This is a genomic window from Chryseobacterium aahli, from assembly GCF_022699665.1.
Lineage (GTDB): Bacteria > Bacteroidota > Bacteroidia > Flavobacteriales > Weeksellaceae > Chryseobacterium > Chryseobacterium aahli.
The window spans coordinates 90671-109644 of sequence record NZ_JALDNB010000004.1 but is presented as its reverse complement, the minus strand read 5'-3'; the positions used below and the strand labels follow the sequence as shown (position 1 = coordinate 109644).

16 protein-coding genes are annotated in these 18974 nt (G+C 34.5%); 13 read left to right on the top strand and 3 right to left on the bottom strand.

Annotated elements, in window-relative coordinates; all coding sequences use genetic code 11:
- Positions 1 to 19 precede the first annotated feature (19 nt).
- Complete coding sequence (locus MQX03_RS09190) at positions 20 to 853, bottom strand: DUF5694 domain-containing protein (RefSeq protein ID WP_242802675.1); 834 nt, start codon at positions 851 to 853, stop codon at positions 20 to 22.
- Between the two features lie 169 nt (positions 854 to 1022).
- Here MQX03_RS09190 and MQX03_RS09185 point away from each other — a divergent pair, with 169 nt between their 5' ends.
- The 5 genes from MQX03_RS09185 to MQX03_RS09165 all read left to right on the top strand — a co-directional run bounded on the left by MQX03_RS09185 (position 1023) and on the right by MQX03_RS09165 (position 3761).
- Positions 1023 to 1370 (top strand): hypothetical protein, encoded by a 348-nt coding sequence (locus MQX03_RS09185; RefSeq protein WP_242802674.1) that lies wholly within the window; start codon positions 1023 to 1025, stop codon positions 1368 to 1370.
- Entirely contained in the window at positions 1367 to 2395 is a 1029-nt protein-coding gene (locus tag MQX03_RS09180; protein WP_242802673.1) for a sensor histidine kinase, read from the top strand. The genes MQX03_RS09185 and MQX03_RS09180 overlap by 4 nt, the downstream gene beginning before the upstream one ends.
- Positions 2382 to 3068 (top strand): LytR/AlgR family response regulator transcription factor, encoded by a 687-nt coding sequence (locus MQX03_RS09175; RefSeq protein ID WP_242802672.1) that lies wholly within the window; start codon positions 2382 to 2384, stop codon positions 3066 to 3068. The genes MQX03_RS09180 and MQX03_RS09175 overlap by 14 nt, the downstream gene beginning before the upstream one ends.
- A gap of 151 nt (positions 3069 to 3219) precedes the next feature.
- Positions 3220 to 3573: a hypothetical protein gene (locus tag MQX03_RS09170; protein ID WP_242802671.1), complete on the top strand. Its 354-nt coding sequence runs from the start codon at positions 3220 to 3222 to the stop codon at positions 3571 to 3573.
- A complete protein-coding gene (locus tag MQX03_RS09165; RefSeq protein WP_242802670.1) occupies positions 3549 to 3761 on the top strand; it encodes a hypothetical protein in 213 nt (70 codons plus the stop codon). The genes MQX03_RS09170 and MQX03_RS09165 overlap by 25 nt, the downstream gene beginning before the upstream one ends.
- 87 nt (positions 3762 to 3848) lie before the next feature.
- Here MQX03_RS09165 and MQX03_RS09160 read toward each other — a convergent pair whose 3' ends face one another.
- Entirely contained in the window at positions 3849 to 6116 is a 2268-nt protein-coding gene (locus MQX03_RS09160; protein ID WP_242802669.1) for an aconitate hydratase, read from the bottom strand.
- A 407-nt stretch (positions 6117 to 6523) separates the two neighbouring features.
- Positions 6524 to 9304: a bifunctional aconitate hydratase 2/2-methylisocitrate dehydratase gene (locus MQX03_RS09155; protein WP_242802668.1), complete on the bottom strand. Its 2781-nt coding sequence runs from the start codon at positions 9302 to 9304 to the stop codon at positions 6524 to 6526.
- A 396-nt stretch (positions 9305 to 9700) separates the two neighbouring features.
- Between MQX03_RS09155 and MQX03_RS09150 the strand changes: the two genes are divergently transcribed.
- From MQX03_RS09150 to MQX03_RS09115, 8 genes are all read left to right on the top strand, one after another.
- Entirely contained in the window at positions 9701 to 10462 is a 762-nt protein-coding gene (locus MQX03_RS09150) for a WG repeat-containing protein (protein ID WP_242802667.1), read from the top strand.
- A 172-nt stretch (positions 10463 to 10634) separates the two neighbouring features.
- Positions 10635 to 12749: a TonB-dependent receptor gene (locus MQX03_RS09145; protein WP_242802666.1), complete on the top strand. Its 2115-nt coding sequence runs from the start codon at positions 10635 to 10637 to the stop codon at positions 12747 to 12749.
- Between the two features lie 299 nt (positions 12750 to 13048).
- A complete protein-coding gene (locus MQX03_RS09140; protein WP_242802665.1) occupies positions 13049 to 13810 on the top strand; it encodes a hypothetical protein in 762 nt (253 codons plus the stop codon).
- Complete coding sequence (locus MQX03_RS09135) at positions 13798 to 14319, top strand: acyl-CoA thioesterase (protein WP_242802664.1); 522 nt, start codon at positions 13798 to 13800, stop codon at positions 14317 to 14319. The genes MQX03_RS09140 and MQX03_RS09135 overlap by 13 nt, the downstream gene beginning before the upstream one ends.
- 50 nt (positions 14320 to 14369) lie before the next feature.
- Positions 14370 to 15302 (top strand): 2-hydroxyacid dehydrogenase, encoded by a 933-nt coding sequence (locus MQX03_RS09130; RefSeq protein WP_242802663.1) that lies wholly within the window; start codon positions 14370 to 14372, stop codon positions 15300 to 15302.
- A 94-nt stretch (positions 15303 to 15396) separates the two neighbouring features.
- Positions 15397 to 16659: a serine hydrolase domain-containing protein gene (locus MQX03_RS09125; RefSeq protein ID WP_242802662.1), complete on the top strand. Its 1263-nt coding sequence runs from the start codon at positions 15397 to 15399 to the stop codon at positions 16657 to 16659.
- Between the two features lie 25 nt (positions 16660 to 16684).
- A complete protein-coding gene (locus tag MQX03_RS09120) occupies positions 16685 to 18448 on the top strand; it encodes an Ig-like domain-containing protein (protein WP_242802661.1) in 1764 nt (587 codons plus the stop codon).
- Positions 18448 to 18906: a heme-binding domain-containing protein gene (locus tag MQX03_RS09115; protein WP_242802660.1), complete on the top strand. Its 459-nt coding sequence runs from the start codon at positions 18448 to 18450 to the stop codon at positions 18904 to 18906. Before MQX03_RS09120 ends, MQX03_RS09115 begins: the two co-directional genes overlap by 1 nt.
- Positions 18907 to 18974: the final 68 nt, after the last annotated feature.

Genomic DNA, 18974 nt, shown 5'->3' with positions numbered 1-18974 from the left:
AAGAATTATTTTTTTTGACCTAAGTTGAAAACTCAACATAATCATATTCAGGAGAAGAAGTGAAAAGTTGTCTTAAGACTGAGGCATGACCGTTCCCTACAATAACCAAAATCCTATCTTCAGCATTTTTCGGAATCTGCTGAATTTTTCTGAATATTCTAAGATTTCTGCTATACCAATATAAAGCAAGCAAGTCTGCACCGTCATGTTCCCTCAGTTTAAAATCTCCTGTTAAATACGCTCCGTATTCATATTGATGATATTCTCTGCTGTTCATATATTTGAACATATCAAGAAGTGATTTAAAGTTTTTTGGTTCTGTATTTTTAATGAAAGTAGTATACTGTTTAGAAATTTTGTCATCATTTAAAAAATCATAATCTTCAAGGAGGTTTTTAAAATATAATGAGTCTTTCTTTCCAAATTTTTCGGTAAAATCATCCAAAACTGATTTTGCATCAATACTGTATAATTCATTGATTTTCAATTCTGCTGCGATACGCATTGCTAGTTGATAACGCTCGTCTCTCTGATCTCTTTTTTTACCGTCTTTGTATTCTTTTAATTTTTCGTTGGCTTTCCAATCTGGCCAGGCTTCAATAGCAATTTTTGTAGGCTTGAATTTTTTAATGTAATTAACCAATTCTGTCACTTCTGCTGCTGTCTTAGGTTCTAAAACATCTACCTGGTCACTTTTTGCAGTCTTATGAGCATCAAAATTGGGATATTCAAAATGAAATGAACCAACAACCAAGACTTTGGTTTTAGGATCTGGAAAATATTCAGATGGCTTTTTCTGTCCGAATAAAAAAGTTGATATAGTTAATAATACTATTAGAATTGACGATTTCATAATGTTTTGTTTTAAATATTTTTGACAAATTTATATCTCACGACAATTTGATGAAATAAGGTTTCGACCAATCAGGAATTATCTCAGTTTAAAATATTTTCATCGGGAAAAAGCGGGTGTTCATAGATTTGAAAGGTTTTAGAAATGCTTTTGTATCTATTTTTGGTAAATGAAAAATATAATTCTTCTTTCGGGAGTGATTTTTATACAGTTTTTTGCGGGTAATCACAAAGTGGATGTTTGGAAAACAATAACAATTACTCCAAACGAAAGTATTGATATTAATAAAGTAAAAGCGCCAGTAACTTTAGAAATAAAAAATTTTTCAGATGAAAATATAGCCTTAGTTTCTGAGCTAAAGATACCTGCTGAAATTTCGGGAAAGTCCGAATTCAAATATAGATTGCCTAAAAAAGGTAGTTTAAAGTTAGAAAACAGAAATACAAAACCTGTTTCAATATATTTGCATCATTACTCTTCCAAAAGTATTTTTATTAACAACAAAGAATTAAGATGAAAAAAAAGCAAGTCATCCTTTTGCATCTTTTATATTGGTTATTTTTTATTTATTACCAATTTAGATTTGCATTTTTACCGAAAGAATCAGGTGCAGAACTTCAAAGCTATATTTTAAGTTATTCTTTTCTATTTGTTAATCTGTCAACTTTTTATGTTAATTATTTTATTTTAATGCCTTGGGTATATAAGAAGCAGAAAATGTATGCAATTATTGGTGGAATTGTTAGCATATTTTTATTTTTCAGTTTGTTAAGGTATTCGATTGAAGAGGTTCTTTTTCCTATTGTTTTAGGTTTTAGAAATTATCATGAGAAAACAACTTTGGTTTACTATATTTATGATAATATTTTCTTCAGTTACAATGCTATTTTTGTGGCTACTTTAATTTGGTTATTGAATAATGCACTAAAAACAGAAAGAGAAAAGCGTCAATTAATTGAAGAAAATAAAAATTCACAACTCCAGGCTTTAAAAACTCAAATCAATCCGCATTTTATTTTTAATACTTTAAATAATATTTATTCCTTAGTCTATCAAAATTCAGAAAAAGCGTTGCCTGCAATTGAAGAATTAGGGCAATTATTAAGATACAGCACAAAAGATCTTGAGAAAGATTTTATTACTTTAGATAAAGAAATCGGCTATCTCGACAGTTTAATAGCTTTAGAAAAACTAAGAATCAAAAACCCTGAATTATTGAATGTTGAAAAAACACTAAATCATCCATTACTAAATATTTCGCCAATGCTTTTAGTTCCGTTTGTTGAAAATGCTTTTAAACATGGAGATTTTAGAAATAAAGGTTTTGAAATGAAAATTTCAGATGAAAATAAAATGCTGCATTTTTATCTTTTCAATTATAAAAAAGAGAAAATGAAAGACGTTGTTTCAGGAATCGGGATTGAAAATGTTAAAAAACGTCTCGAAATTTTGTATCCTAAAAAATATGAACTGAATATTGTTGAAACTGAGACTGATTTTACAGTAGATTTAAAGATTGATTTGAAGGATGAAGAAAATTAAATGCATTATTGTTGACGACGAGCCGCTTGCTGTTTCACTTCTTGGAAATTATGTCGAGAAAATCCCGTTTCTCGAACTTGTTTTTTCTACTGAGAATCCAATTGAAGCTTTAGAATTTATTCAAAAAAATGAAGCTGATCTTGTGTTTTTAGATATTCAGATGCCGGAACTGACGGGAATTAATTTCATGAAAATTCTCGGAGACAAGCAAAAATATATTTTAACAACTGCTTATTCCGAATATGCATTGGAAGGCTACGAACACAATATTGTTGATTATCTTTTAAAACCTATTTCTTTTGAACGGTTTTATAAAAGTGCTTTGAAGGCTCAGGAACGTTTTGCAATCAATGAAAACAAAGAAGATTCCCATTTCTTTGTAAAATCTTCCGGACAGCAATATAGGATCATTTTTGAAGATATTTTGTACGTGGAGAGTATCAAAGATTATGTGAATATTAAAACTTCAGAACAGGAATATATTGTTTTAGATACCTTAAAATCTATGGAGCAGCAACTTCCGGAAAGTTCTTTTGTTAGAATTCATAAATCGTTTATTATTAATTTAAATCAGATTAAAAGTTTAGGAACGAAGAAAGTCACGATAATTTCTGAACAGGAAATTCCGATAGGAGAGAGCTATCGAATGAATCTTTTGGCTAGGATAAGGTAAATTTAATTGGTTGGGAGATGGAAGATAGAAATCGGAAGTTTTTTGATAATCGTTTTCCTAATATCGTCAATAAAAGTATTTCTTTAACAGCTAAGAATTTTAATTTTATGTTATTAGAATTTAAATTATTTTAGCATTCTAAAATTATTCCATGAAAAATTCATTATTATTAACCATTATGATGGTTTTTGGATTATGTTTAATCCCTTTTCAATCTTGTGCACAAGGAGCAGGAGCTTATATTTCTTACAAGGTAGATGGAGTACAGTATAAATTGCCGGAGAAGCAACTTATAACTTTTTCAAGCTCAAATACCGATTCATCAGATCAGACTAAAAAACTCAGTAAGTATATTCATTTGGGCATTTTGGATATCGAAACTGTAAAATATGCAATAGAGCTTTCTTTAAGTATTGATTTAAAGAAGGAGTTTGAGCCGGGACAGTATCGTTGGCAGAAGACATTGCATTCTACAATGTATTGCCAATCGGAAATCTTGCATTAATCAGAAAATTTGATGGCGATAAATATGAACACTTTAGTACAGAAGAAGGTGCCATTGGAAATATTACCATCACAAAAATAAATGGAAAATATATTGAAGGTACATTTGAAGGAGAGGTAATCCCCGCAGTATCAGGAAACGAAAGTTCCTTTAAAAATTACGGAAGGCAAGTTCAGAGCAACCTTTGACTGGCAGGACTAAAAAAGATAATAAAAAACAAAAAAGCAACTCCAAATTTGAAGTTGCTTTTTCTATCATTAATTAAAATCTAACAATTAATTTCCCTGTTGTTTGATCAAATTAAGGGCAGAACCAGCTTTAAACCAATCAATCTGTTGATCATTATACGTGTGATTTGCCATGATAATATCCTTCGTAGAATCTGTGTGAATGAATTCTAAAGTTAACTGTTTCCCCGGAGCAAACTGATCCAGATCTAAGAAGTTAACCACATCATCTTCCTGAATTTTATCATAATCTGCTTCATCAGCAAAAGTTAATCCCAACATCCCTTGTTTTTTCAAGTTAGTTTCATGGATTCTTGCAAAAGATTTTACCAAAACGGCTTTTACACCAAGATGTCTTGGCTCCATCGCTGCGTGCTCTCTTGAAGAACCTTCACCGTAGTTCTGATCTCCCACAACGATTGAAGGAATTCCCGCAGCTTTGTAAGCTCTTTGTACGGCTGGAACTTCACCATAAGCACCATCTAATTGGTTTTTTACTTTGTTGGTTTCCATGTTGTAAGCGTTTACAGCACCGATCAACATGTTGTTTGAGATGTTATCAAGGTGACCTCTGTATTTCAACCAAGGTCCTGCCATAGAAATGTGGTCAGTCGTACATTTTCCGAAAGCTTTTATTAAAATTCTCGCTCCTGTAATGTTTTTACCATCCCAAGCCGGGAATTCTTCTAATAACTGAAGTCTGTCAGAAGTCGGGCTTACCTTTACTTCTACGCTAGAACCATCTGCCGAAGGTGCTTGATAACCATTGTCATCAACTGCAAATCCTTTTTCAGGTAATTCAAAACCTTGAGGCTCGTTTAATTTTATCTGTTCACCGTTTTCAGCGGTTAATGTATCCGTAATTGGATTGAAATCTAATCTTCCTGAAATTGCAATAGCGGCCACCATTTCCGGTGAAGCTACAAATGCATGGGTATTCGGGTTTCCGTCTGCTCTTTTCGCAAAGTTTCTGTTGAAAGAGTGAATGATTGAGTTTTTCTCTCCTTTTTCAGCACCTTCTCTGTCCCATTGCCCGATACAAGGTCCACAAGCATTGGTAAAGATTCTTGCATTTTCAAATTTTCTGAAAGAATCTAAAAATCCGTCTCTTTCTGCGGTAAATTTCACCTGCTCAGAACCTGGGTTTATTCCTAAGATAGCTTTTGGTTTTACGCCTTTCGCGACTGCGTCTTCTACAATGGAAGCGGCTCTCGATAAATCTTCATAAGAAGAATTGGTACAAGATCCGATTAATGCCCATTCAACTTCAATTGGCCATCCGTTTGCTTCAGCTTTCGCTTTAAACTCAGAAACGGGAGTTGCCAAATCTGGAGTAAATGGTCCGTTCAAATGAGGAGCTAATTCTGAAAGGTTTATTTCAATGACCTGATCAAAATATTGTTCCGGGTTTGCATACACTTCTGCATCACCTGTTAAGTGTTCAGCTACTTTATCGGCAGCGTCTACAACATCCTGTCTTCCAGTAGAAGCTAAATATCTTCTCATAGAATCGTCGTATCCGAAAGTAGAAGTGGTCGCACCAATTTCGGCTCCCATGTTACAGATAGTTCCTTTTCCTGTTGCGGATAAAGAAATAGCACCGTCACCGAAGTATTCTACGATGCATCCGGTTCCTCCTTTTACGGTAAGAATTCCGGCAACTTTTAGGATAACGTCTTTTGCTGAAGTCCAGCCAGACATTTTACCGGTTAATTTTACACCGATTAATTTTGGCATTTTCAATTCCCAAGCCATTCCTGCCATTACGTCTACGGCATCTGCACCACCAACACCGATGGCAACCATTCCTAATCCTCCTGCGTTTACCGTGTGAGAGTCGGTTCCGATCATCATTCCACCTGGGAATGCGTAGTTTTCTAAAACAACCTGATGGATAATTCCGGCTCCCGGTTTCCAGAACCCAATTCCGTATTTATCACAAACAGAACCTAAGAAGTTAAAAACTTCAGAGTTTTTATTAATTCCTTCCTGTAAATCTGATTCTGCACCTACTCTTGCCTGAATCAGGTGATCGGCATGAGCAGTTGAAGGAACGGCCACTTTAGGTTTTCCAGCCTGCATAAATTGTAAAAGAGCCATCTGAGCTGTTGCATCCTGCATGGCAACTCTATCCGGAGCGAAATCCACATAAGAATTTCCTCTTTCATGTTCTTTTGTTGCGTTTCCTTCCCACAAATGTGTGTAAAGAATTTTTTCTGAAAGTGTTAATGGTTTTCCTGTAATTTGTCTTGCTGCCGCAATACGTTCAGGATAACGTTCGTACACTTTTTTGATCATGTCAATGTCGAAAGTCATATCTTAATTTAATTTTTCTGTTTTTTGTAAATTCTCTATTCTTAATCTTGAACACAAAGCACACAGAGGCTTTTTTTCACTACTAAATGCTTTTAAGGTTCACAAAGCCGTAAACTTAAAGAAGAACTCAAAGGTTCATCAATCATTCAATCTAAAGTAGAAAATTTTAATCCTTTATAATTCATCAAATACCGTTCCTCCATCTATAATAAAGGATAAATATGATGAATGACTGAGATTATTTCTAACTATCAAGTTAAGAAAAAATAAAATTTCGGTTATTGATTTAAGATAAAATAAATAAGATGAGGCTTAAATGGAAACGTTCTAAACAAAAAATGGAAGACTTCAAAAAGAAATCTTCCATTTATATTTAAAAAAGTCTTTTGACTAAAAGTTAAAATCTATTAGTGACCAACTGTGACCAATTCTTTTATAGAGGGAACGAAAGTCGTCAAGTCAATACCTTCAACTGCTGTTTTGTATTCTTCAATATTAGGAATTCTTCCCATAATGGCAGAAAGTACGACAACTGGTGTAGAAGCCAATAAAGATTCTCCTTTTTTACGTTCTGAATCTTCAACCACTCTTCCCTGGAAAAGTCTTGTAGAAGTTGCCAAAACAGTATCTCCTTTTTCAGCTTTTTCCTGGTTACCCATACAAAGGTTACATCCCGGACGCTCAAGGTACATCATGTTTTTGTACTCAACACGTGCTGCACCTTTTGGAGCATTGTCGTCAAATTCAAAACCCGAATATTTCTCCAATAATTCCCAATCACCTTCAGCTTTTAATTCATCGATGATGTTATACGTCGGAGCTGCAACAACAAGTGGTGCAAGGAACTCAACTTTACCATCTCTTTTTTCGATGTTTCTTAGCATTTGAGAAACGATTTTCAAATCGCCTTTGTGAACCATACAAGATCCTACGAAACCAAGGTCTACTTTTTTGTCACCTCCGTAATAAGTCAAATCTCTGATGGTGTCGTGAGTATATCTTTTAGAAACATCTTCGTTGTTTACATCCGGGTCAGCAATCATTGGCTCAACAATAGTGTCAAGGTCAACAACTACTTCTGCATAATAACTAGCATTTGAATCCGGAGTTAACGCTGGTTTTTCACCAGATTTAATTTCTGTGATTCTCTTGTTTGCTTTGTTGATTAATCCCTGAAGAACCTGATTGTGGTTATCCATTCCTTTGTCGATCATGATCTGGATTCTGCTTTTTGCAATTTCCAATGATTCAATTAAAGTATCGTCTTCAGAAATACAGATCGAAGCTTTTGCTTTCATTTCGGCAGTCCAGTCTGTAAATGTAAATGCCTGATCAGCAGGAAGCGTTCCGATATGAACCTCAATGATTCTACCCTGGAAAACATTTTCTCCACCAAACTGTTGTAACATTTGCAATTGAGTTGCATGAACCACATCACGGAAATCCATATGATGTTTCATATCACCTTTGAAAGTTACTTTTACAGATTCCGGGATTGGCATCGATGCTTCACCAGTCGCTAATGCTAAAGCAACAGTTCCTGAATCAGCTCCGAATGCTACACCTTTTGACATTCTTGTGTGTGAGTCACCACCAATGATGATTGCCCATTCGTCAATCGTAATATCATTAAGTACTTTATGAATCACGTCTGTCATAGCGTGATATTCGCCTTTCGGATCTCTTGCGGTAATCAAACCGAAATCATTCATAAATTTCATCAATCTAGGAATGTTCGCCTGAGCTTTTTTATCCCAAACTGATGCAGTGTGACATCCAGATTGGTAAGCACCGTCAACAATTGGAGAAATTACGGTCGCAGCCATAGATTCTAATTCCTGTGCAGTCATCAAACCGGTTGTATCTTGTGATCCAACGATGTTAACTTCTACACGAACGTCTGAACCAGCGTGTAAAACTTTGCCCGGAGCTAAACCAACAGCATTTTTATTAAAGATTTTTTCAACAGCAGTAAGACCGACTCCTTCTTTAGTAATTTCTTTTGAGGGAGCATAAACGGTAGGAATTTCAATTCCTAAAATACCTGATGCCCAAGTTTGTAATTTTTTACCAAAAACAATGGCGTAAGAACCTCCAGCTTTGATGAATTCCATTTTTTGCGGCGTGAATGACTTAGAAATGTCTTTCAATTCCTGGTCGCCGTTGTATAATTTTTTAGTCTTTGTATTAATAGTAAGAACAGTTCCTGTGGCTACAGAATAAACTTCCTCAAGAATCGGTTCGTTGTTTTCGTTACGGATAACATTTCCTTCTGCATCCAGTTTTTTCACCCAGTTTTGAAGGTCAATACCAATTCCACCAGTCACGTCAACTGTAGTCAGGAAAATCGGAGAAATCCCGTTTGTTCCACCAACAATTGGTGCGAAATTCACAAATGGAATATAAGGACTCGCTTGTTTACCCGTCCAAAGTGCCACGTTGTTTACACCAGACATTCTTGATGAACCAACTCCCATCGTTCCTTTTTCAGCGATCAACATCACGCTTTTGTCAGGATGTTGTGCCTGCAAAGCTTTAATCTCCTCTTGAGCTTCCGGAGTCATCATGCACTTTCCGTGAAGTTCACGGTCTGATCTTGAGTGCGCCTGATTTCCAGGAGATAATAAATCTGTCGAGATATCACCTTCACCAGCAATATAGGTAACTACTTTGATTTCTTCAGGAGCTTCAGGAAGTTTTGTGAAGAATTCAGCCTGTGCATAACTTTCAATAAGTTCTTTTGCAATTTCGTTACCGTTGTGGAATGCTTCTTTTAAACGATCCGTGTCAGCTTCGTAAAGGAAAACCTGAGTTTTTAGAACGTTTGCAGCTTCTTTAGCAATATTAGTATCGTTACTTAGAGCTAAATCCAACAATACTTTGATTGAAGGACCTCCTTTCATGTGAGATAATAACTCGAATGCAAAAGCAGGAGTTATTTCTTCTAATACGGATTCACCTAAAATGATTTCTTTTAAAAACTGAGCTTTCACAACTGCAGCAGGTGTTGTACCCGGTAAACTGTTGTAGATAAAGAATTTCAGAGAATCTGCTCTGTATTCGTTATTCTTATCTTTAATTTGTGCAATGATTGCGCTTAAAAGTTCTGCACCATCAATTGGTTTTGGGTGAAGACCCTGAGTTTTTCTTTCTTCAATCTCTTGGATGTAATCCTGATAAATATTCATAAATAGAAGTTCTTTTTAAAATTAAAGGTAGATTAAGAGATAGTTGTCATCTGAAAAGTACAGAAGCAAGTTGTATAATCTACATCATTTCTAAAAATGTGAGATAATAATCTGTCCCGATGGGTAAATAGTAAAAGGACTTTCTCTGAAAATATAAGTGGTTTACCTGCAATCTGTCTCGCCGCAAAAACTCTTTTCGGATAAAACGTTTGGTGGCTTTTGATGTATTACAATCAAATGTTGTGGCTTAAAAACGTTTTAATATTATCAAACATTTAAAAATGTTCCCAAAAATACGGAATTTTAATATTTTTTTTGGTCTAAATTATTTAGATTCTGTATAAATATGTGTTTTATATTTTCTATTTTTGGCAGATATTTTGAACACAAACAGCCATGAAGAAAATTTTCTATGTTATTTTTATTCTTTTATCGATAAGTTTCGCTGCTCAGTCTAAGGTTTTGAAAAGTAATAAGTTAGTTGCTAAGAAGAATCCGACAAAACAGATTGTTAAGAAAAAACCTGAGAGTAATTTGGTGGTTATTAACGAAAATATTCCTTTGCTAATTCCGCAAAGATTGAATGGTAGTTTTGGATATGTCAATCAAAAAGGGAAATTAGTTATCGCTCCTGAATACCACATCGCCATGTTTTTTGCTGAAGATTGCAATCTTTTAAATTCACCCAACCCCAAAGCCAAGAAATTTGGTACAGCTCATTTTGCCACCGTTGAAAAGAACGGTATTTCATACAGAATCAATCAGGCTGGAAAGAGGTTATACCAATTTAAAAATGCAGATTTGGGAAAATGCCAGACTGAATTTAAAAAACAACTTTTTCATGCTTATATTTTAAATGGCTCTTATGGAATTATAGAAGATTCAAAGTTTAGCAATCCTGCAGACCGCTCACATTTTAAAATTTATCCAAAATATGAATATTTACATATTTTAGAAGGAGATGATTTGTCAAATCCTATGATTGTGGCTTCACATAAGGATAAATTTGGTATCATCGATGTCAACAACAATATTATTATTCCATTTGAATATGCTGATATTAAACGAAACTACAGCTGGAAATTGGGGAAAATGTTTGAAGTAACCAAAGATGATATCAACTATTACTATATTGATTCCAATAACAAATCCTATTAAATTTGCAACATCATCAAATTTTTGTAATTTTGCGCTGAAATTAAAGGGGTGCTCCAATGGGGGCTGAGATTATACCCAATGAACCTGGAACGGGTAATGCTGTTTAGGGATGTTGTATCATAATATCTTATCGATCCCCTTTTATTCCATTAAATTTTAAAAATTTATAAGAATGAAAGGATTTATTTTTTTAGGACTTACCGCAAGTTCTATGGGTTTTGCACAAACTCAGAATACAGATTCTCTGAAAGTCAGAGAAATCGAAACTGTCAACTTTACCAAAAGGTTGCCGGTTGCCAAAGAAATTATCAATGTACAGAAGGATTTAGACGGCAGAAACCTTGGGCAGGATTTACCAATTCTCTTAAAAAATCAAACCTCAATTATTTCAACTTCCGATGCCGGAAATGGCGTTGGATACACGGGTTTTAGAATTCGTGGGGTTGCAGGAAGAGGAATTAATGTGATGATGAATGGTGTTCCGTTCAACGATTCTGAAAGTCAGGGAACTTTCTTTGTCAACGTTCCGGATCTTACGAGCTCAGCGTCTCAGATTGTCATTCAGAGAGGAGTAGGAACTTCCAACAACGGAGTTTCGGCTTTCGGGGCAAGTATCAATGTGATTTCTAAAGAGCCTGAAGAAAAGTTTTATTTTAAAACAGATGACAGTTACGGTTCATTTAATACCTATAAATATTCTGCTGAGGTTGGCTCGGGGAAATTTTGGGAAAACCGTCTTTCTGTGATGGGAAGATATTCGCATATTCATTCTGATGGATATATCGACAGGGCTTTTTCAGATTTGCATTCTTACAACTTTACAGTATTATTTGAAGAAGGGAAAACAAAACTTCGTCTCATGGCTTTTGGTGGAAAAGAAAAAACCTATCAGGCATGGAACGGAATCGACAGGCAGACTTTAGAAACGACTCCAAGATTCAATACAGCAGGTGCTATTTACAATAATAGTGGTGGTATTTCGGGTTTTTATGATAATGAGACAGACAATTACAGACAAAATCATTATCAGTTACTTTGGGAACAGGGAATTAATGATACATGGAATTTAGAAACCACGGTACATTATACCAAAGGACGAGGTTTTTACGAAAACTACAGACAGGGTAACACATTTTTAAGATACAATCTTCCGAATATTACGGAGGGAACAACTCTTTTGGAACGTTCAGATTTTATCAGAAAAAAATGGTTGGATAATGATTTCTACGGTGTAGTTTCTACTTTATACGGAAAATTTGAAAATCTCGATATTAATTTCGGAGCCGTGGCCAATCAATATAAAGGATCGCATTTTGGAAATGTAACAGGCGTTTTTCTTCCGCAGATTAATGAACACGAATATTACAGAAATAAATCTGTGAAAAATGAAGTTTCCGGTTTTGCAAAAGCTTTAATAAAAGTTAATGATTTTGAGTTTTTTGGAGATTTACAATTAAGAAACATCGATTACGATACTGAAATTTTAATGGCTGGGGACAAAGAAGGAGCAGATTTAAATAAAAATTGGTTATTCTTTAATCCAAAAGCTGGAGTCAATTACAGAATAGGCAATGGAAAGGTTTTCCTTTCGTATGCGCATGCACAACGTGAGCCAAACAGAGCAGATTTACTCGCAAACAGTGATGTAAAAGTCGAAAAATTGCACGATTTTGAAGCTGGTTTAGAAAGACAGTTTGGAAAGGTATCTGTAACTGCCAACTTATATTATATGTATTACGTCAATCAATTGGTTTTGAATGGGCAATTGGATGATGTCGGAGCAGTGATTCGAACTAATTCTGGTGAAAGTTATAGAAGAGGAGTTGAGTTGGGCGCTTTGGCGAAACTTTCTAAACAATGGGAAATCTCAGGAAATGTAAGTTTAAGCCAAAACAGAAACCTTGATTTTAATATAGAAAACAACAATGTCGTAAGAGAATTAGGCAACACGGAAATTTCTTTTTCACCCAACGTCATTGCGAATTTAGGATTGAGATTTACACCCAATAAAAACTTCGAGTTTGCTTTGATGAATCAATATGTTGGAAAGCAGTATTTAGACAATACAGAAGATAAAAATCTACAGCTGAAAGATTATTTTCTAACCGATTTTAATGCACAATATCATTTTAAAATAGCTAAAAATGATATCGCGTTAAAATTATTGGTTAATAATTTATTCGATAAAAAATATGTTAACAACGGAGCAGTTTGGGAAGGCAAGCCGTCGTATTATTCTCAGGCAGGAACCAATTTCATGTTTGGGATCAGCTGGAAAATTCAGTAATAAAATTAAACACCATTTCATATCATTATATTTTCAGTAAAGTTCAGATTAAATTTTTGAAGACTGCTTTGGCAGTCTTTTTTTGTTTTAAATTAAAAAAGAGAAAATAATTAACTCTCAAAGGTTAAGAAGATTTGAGTGTTTAAAGCTGTTCAGACATGCAAAACATCTTTGTAAAGTTGATTTGCAAATAAAAAGATCTGTGTTGATCTGTGTAATCCGTGGGAAACAAATTTCATACTGTATGATACAAACAAATCTCTGAAAAAGTCACGAAAAAGTTATAAATTTGCCGTCAAATGAATATTTCAGCTTACATTTTAGACTATTTGAAACAATTTGGAACGGCCACCGTTCCGAAGTTTGGTGTATTTTCTCTGGAAAATTCTAAAGCAGTCCTCAACTCAGAAAACGGAAGCATCCTTCCACCTTCTACCAAAATTGCGTTCCATTCTGATTATCAGGTTTTATCTGATGATTTGGTGCAGTTTATCAGCAGTCAGAAAGCGGTTTCAAGAGAAGCAGCAGAAAATGAATTGCAGATTCAAACTGATTTTTGGAAGAAAAAACTACAGTCAGAGCAGGTTTTGGAGATTCAAGATCTTGGAACTATTTTCATCGAAGACGGACAGCTTCATTTTAAAGGAAACCGTTTAGAATCTGATCATCCCGATTTTTATGGTTTAGAAGAAATTCACTTTTCAGATATTAACAAAGGGGAGACTTTCGAAACGCCTAAAAATATAGAGAAAGATTACAAATTCAATAAATCAATCCTTTGGATTTTCCTGTTCATCGTTCCGATTTTAGGAATGTTGTATTTAGCATACACTCAGCAGGAGTTGATTTTTGGAAAAAAATCTTTTGATGACGTTTCTGTACAGACCAAAACGAAAAGGATTGAAAAGAAAATTCCTGTAAAAATTGATTCAGTTCAGATAAAGAAAGCAGATTCTGTAAAAGCTTTTAAGGCAGATTCTTTAAGAAAAGATTCAATAAAACAAGCTGCAAAAACTTGGAAACCAAGCTCCCAAAAAAGAAAATCAAGATGGCAAAAATAAAAAAAGCGTCAGAATCTCTGACGGTGATGACCAATATCGTACTTCCCAATGATACCAATCAGTTGAGAAATCTTTTCGGAGGCGAATTATTGGCAAGAATGGATCGCTGTGCTTCCATTTCTGCAACCAGACATTGCGAAAGAAGAGTAGTAACAGCTTCTGTAAACCACGTTTCATTTGATCATCCAATTCCAGAAGGAGGAATTGTTGTAATGGAATCTAAAGTTTCACGTGCATTCTCAACATCAATGGAAATTTATGTTGATGTTTGGTTGGATGACCCAATTAATCATAAAAAAATTCAGACGAATAAAGGAATTTATACTTTCGTGGCCGTGGATGAGTTTAATAGACCAATTCCAATCCCGGCAATGGAACCTGAAACCGAACTTGAAGTGGAAAGATTCGATGCCGCGTTAAGAAGAAAAGAGCTTTCTCTAATTCTTTCAGGAAGAATGAAGCCATCAGAATCTGTGGAACTTAAGAAATTATTTCAAGATCCGATTTAAAAACAAACCCTAAGCGATAATCATTACGGATTTTCTGTAAAAATAAAGTCATGCGAATTCTCCTTTTAGATAAAAACCATCCCCTAATTACTGATCAGCTCTTGGCTAAAAACTTTATTCTGGAGGAAGATTTTACGTCTTCTTACGATGAGGTTTGCCAGAAGATTGAAAATTATGAAGGGGTCATCATCAGAAGCAGAATTCCTCTAGATCAAAATTTTTTAGAAAAAGCAAAAAATCTGAAATTCATTGCAAGAGTGGGAGCGGGAATGGAAAATATTGATATTCCTGTTGCTGAAAAATTAGGAATTCAATTGATCAATTCTCCTGAAGGAAACAGAGATTCTGTTGCAGAACACGTTGTCGGAATGTTATTGATTTTAATGAACCGACTTTTCATTGCCTCAAACGAAGTGAAAAACGGAATCTGGTTGCGTGAAGAAAACCGTGGTGACGAATTACTCGGGAAAACTGTCGGGTTGATTGGTTATGGAAATATGGGGAAAGCAACTGCCAAAAGACTTTCGGGTTTCGGGTGCAAAGTAATTTTTCATGATATTCTTCCTGGTCTTTCAGATGAATTTGCGACGCAGGTTTCTTTAGAAGAATTGAAAGAAAATGCTGAGGTTTTGAGCCTGCATATTCCTTTGACAGATTCAACAAATTATTTAGTGGATGCTGAATTTATTTCTGAGATGAAAAATGATTTCTACTTTGTCAATACGGCAAGAGGAAAGAATGTAGAAACGAAAAGTTTAGTTAAAGCTTTAAAATCAGGAAAGGTAAAAGGAGCTTGTTTGGATGTTTTAGAATACGAAAAGGCTTCATTCGAAAATCTGGAGACAGATAATGAAGATTTAAAATATCTTTTAAACTCTGAAAAAGCTATTGTGACACCGCATATTGCTGGTTGGACGCATCAGAGCAAACAAAAATTAGCTCAGGTAATTGTTGATAAAATTTTAGCTTCTTATTTGAATTAAGCATTTTCGGATTATGTTAAATAATTCACAATTTACAATGATTTTTCACGATTCATTTTGAGTTTTATTAAATTGCCACTCATTTTTGAAACTCATGAAGAAGCTTACTTTTGTACTTGTTACAACCTTATTTTTATTCCTTTTTTCCTGTAAAAACAAATCCGAAAACCAAGAGTCTGTCTCAGAAAACACCACAAATCTGCCCAACTACGGAAATGTAGATTTGGGGAACGTATTTTCTCCGGAAGATGCTATTCTTTCAAACAAAGACTTTATTGTTAACTATATCGATCAGTATTATAAGAAAGTTTGGGAAGGAAGTGACCTAAGCGGCGGAATTCTGATTGCAAAAGGAAATGATATTCTGTTTGAAAACTACAGAGGTTTTGCGAGAGAAGGTAATCAAATGCCTATTGATAAAAATACTCCTCTGCATGTTGCATCAGTTTCAAAAACTTTGACTGCGATGGCAATGCTGAAATTGATAGAGGCAGGGAAAATAAAATTGTCAGATCATTTAACGCAATATTTTCCCGGATTTCCTTATCCGAACGTGACGGTTCAGACTTTATTAGACCAAAGAAGCGGGCTTCCGAAATACGAATATTTTATCACAAAAATTCAACCGGCTCCGGCAGAACTCTCAAAAAAATATATTACCAATCAGGATGTTTTGAATATGATCATCAAATATAAACCTGAATTGGCGAGAGACACCGACACTGGTTTTATGTATTGCAATACCAACTTTGCGCTTCTCGCTCTGTTGATTGAGAAAGTAACGAAAACACCTTTTCCACAAGCAATGCAGGAGATGGTTTTCACACCTCTGAAAATGACAAATAGTTACATTTTTCAAGAAAAAGACATTCCAACTGCGGCTCAATCATTTTATTACGGGGGAAACAGATTATATCCTTTGGATCGTTTAGATCTAATTTATGGGGATAAAAATGTTTACACCACGCCAAGAGATCTGTACAGTTTTTCAAAAGCGATGTTTTCAAAAGATTTTTTAAAACCTGAACTGAAAGAGATGATTTTTGCACCTTATAGTAATGAAAAGGCAGGACAAAATAATTACGGCTTAGGATTCAGAATGAAAATTTTTGATAATGGTGAAAAATTGACGTATCACAACGGATGGTGGCACGGAACAAACTCGGTGTTTGCTCATCTTTTAAAGTCTAAAGTGACCATCGTTGCCATTGGTAATAAATATTCAGGGAAAGTATATTCTGCGTTGGCGCTTTCAGGGTTATTCGAAGATTTTCCGCCTCAGAAAGATAAGCTGAATCACATTATGAATGATAATAAGGATACTTTGAAAACTGGAACTGAGGTTTTTGGAGAATAATGTTTATTTTTGCTCAAATATATTCATGAAAAGAATTCTTCTCTTACTGATTGTCAGTTTTCTTGTGTATTCTTGTGCAAGAGTCGGTTCGCCGGTTGGTGGGCCGAAAGATACTTTGGCTCCACAGTTTTTAAGTTCAAATATTGACACGACCAGAGTCAATGTGAGAAGAGATATTAAAGAACTGAGAATAGATTTTGATGAATACATCACATTAAAAGACATTAATAAAAATCTAAACATCTCTCCGCCAATAGAGAATATCACGAGAATTCTACCTTCAAATATTGCCAATAAATATTTAATCATTCAGTGGTCAGATACGCTTCAGGCAAATACGACTTATAATTTTAATTTCGGAAATTCAATTGCTGATAACAGCGAATCTAATATTTTAAGATATTATAATTTTGCTTTTTCTACAGGTGAAAAGTTAGATGATCTTTATATCAGTGGTGAAGTAAAAGACGCTTTCACCATAAAAAAACAGAACAGCAGCGAAAATAAAATGGTTGTCGGCTTATATCAGTTGAAAGACACTATTGATTATAAAAAGAAACCTTACTATATCACAAAGGTAGATGACGACGGATATTACGAGCTTAATTATCTAGCTCCGGGTAAATTTAAAATCATAGCATTTGACGATGAAAATGGGAACTCCATTTATGATCCGGGAAAGGAGAAAATAGGTTTTCAAAAGGATACGGTAAACATTGAAAAGTCGATTTCAGGTTTAAATTTAAAACTTTATCCATCTAAAAAGCTATTCAAAAAACCTGAACTGAAAGAAATTCAGGGTGGTATTTTGATGTCATTTGAAGGAAATCCGGGTGAAGTGAAAGTTGTTTCTAAAAACGAAAAACTTCAGGATTATAAAGTGACGCATAGTCCAAAATCAGATTCTGCACGAATTTGGTTTGATGCAGTTAAAAGCAACATCGGACAAACGGTTACTGAGAATCTTAAATTTGCTTATGAAGCAGACGAGAGAAAAGATTCTACATCGGTTTTTTATAAGTATAATGCAAAAAATACAATGACAGTCGATAATAATATCGGCGGTTCTATACTTCCTCCCAAAAGCGATTTCAGGTTAGTTTCAAATTATGTGGTGGATAAAATAAGCCCAGAAAAATGGACTTTAAAAGTAGACAGTCTTACCACCCAGAATTTCATAGCTAAAATTTCCGAGTCAAATCCTTACGAGATTTTGGTTCAGTCTGATTTTATTGCCGGGAAAAAATATCAGTTGACAATTCCTAAAACCACCGTTTCTTCTTATTATGAAAAGAATGCTGAGTCTAAAAGATTTGATTTTGAAGCCGATAAAGTTGAAAATTATGGAAGTTTTAATTTTATGCTTACCAATGCGCCAACTACAAAATATTGGATTCAATTATTAGATACATCAGAAAAGGCAGTTTATCAAAAATATACCAGTGGAAATGCTGTTAAATTTGATATTGTAAAACCGGGTGACTACATCGTAAGAATTTTGGTTGACAATAATGGCAATAAACGATGGGATGAAGCCGATTTCGTCAATCAGGTTTTTGCAGAAGATTCATATTTGTATTACAAAATGGTTGTCGCGAGGCCTTTGTGGGAGTCTAAAGAAGAGTGGGATCTCAATGATAAAAGAACTTTTGAAGGCATTAAAGAAGCTCCTAAAAAGAATAATGAAGATACGGAACAACCGCAGCCAGGTTTTAATAACAACAATGGTACTTTAAATAATCCTACACAGTCAGGTACAAGAACTAGAACGCCACAACTTACGAGATAATGGAAACATTCAAAAAAATAGTGTTCTGGAGTCTGGTGGCTTTTGCGCTGATTCAGTTTATACCCACCGATAAGATCAATCAGCCCGTAAATAGTTCTGTCAACTTTATCGAAGTTAAAAAATCACCTTCAAAAGTTGTCGGATTATTGAAAAGCGCTTGTTATGATTGTCATTCTAATGAAACAATTTACCCGAAATATGCTTACATAGCACCTTTCTCATGGTCGGTGAAAGATCATGTGAATGAAGGAAGAGAACATCTCAATTTTTCAGTCTGGAATACTTACAACAAAGATTTGAAAGAAAATATGCTTAAAAATGCTGTACAGACTCTTCAGAATAAATCAATGCCGATGCCCGCATATATTGTTTATCACGACGAAGCTAATTTATCTGAAGCGGAAAGAACTGTTTTGATCAATTATTTCGAGGAAATTTTGAAGTCTAAATCTTATTAGACCAAAAACAAAAATCCCACACCTTTTAAAAATTTACCAAAATTTTGGTTGTTTTAAAACGTGTGGGA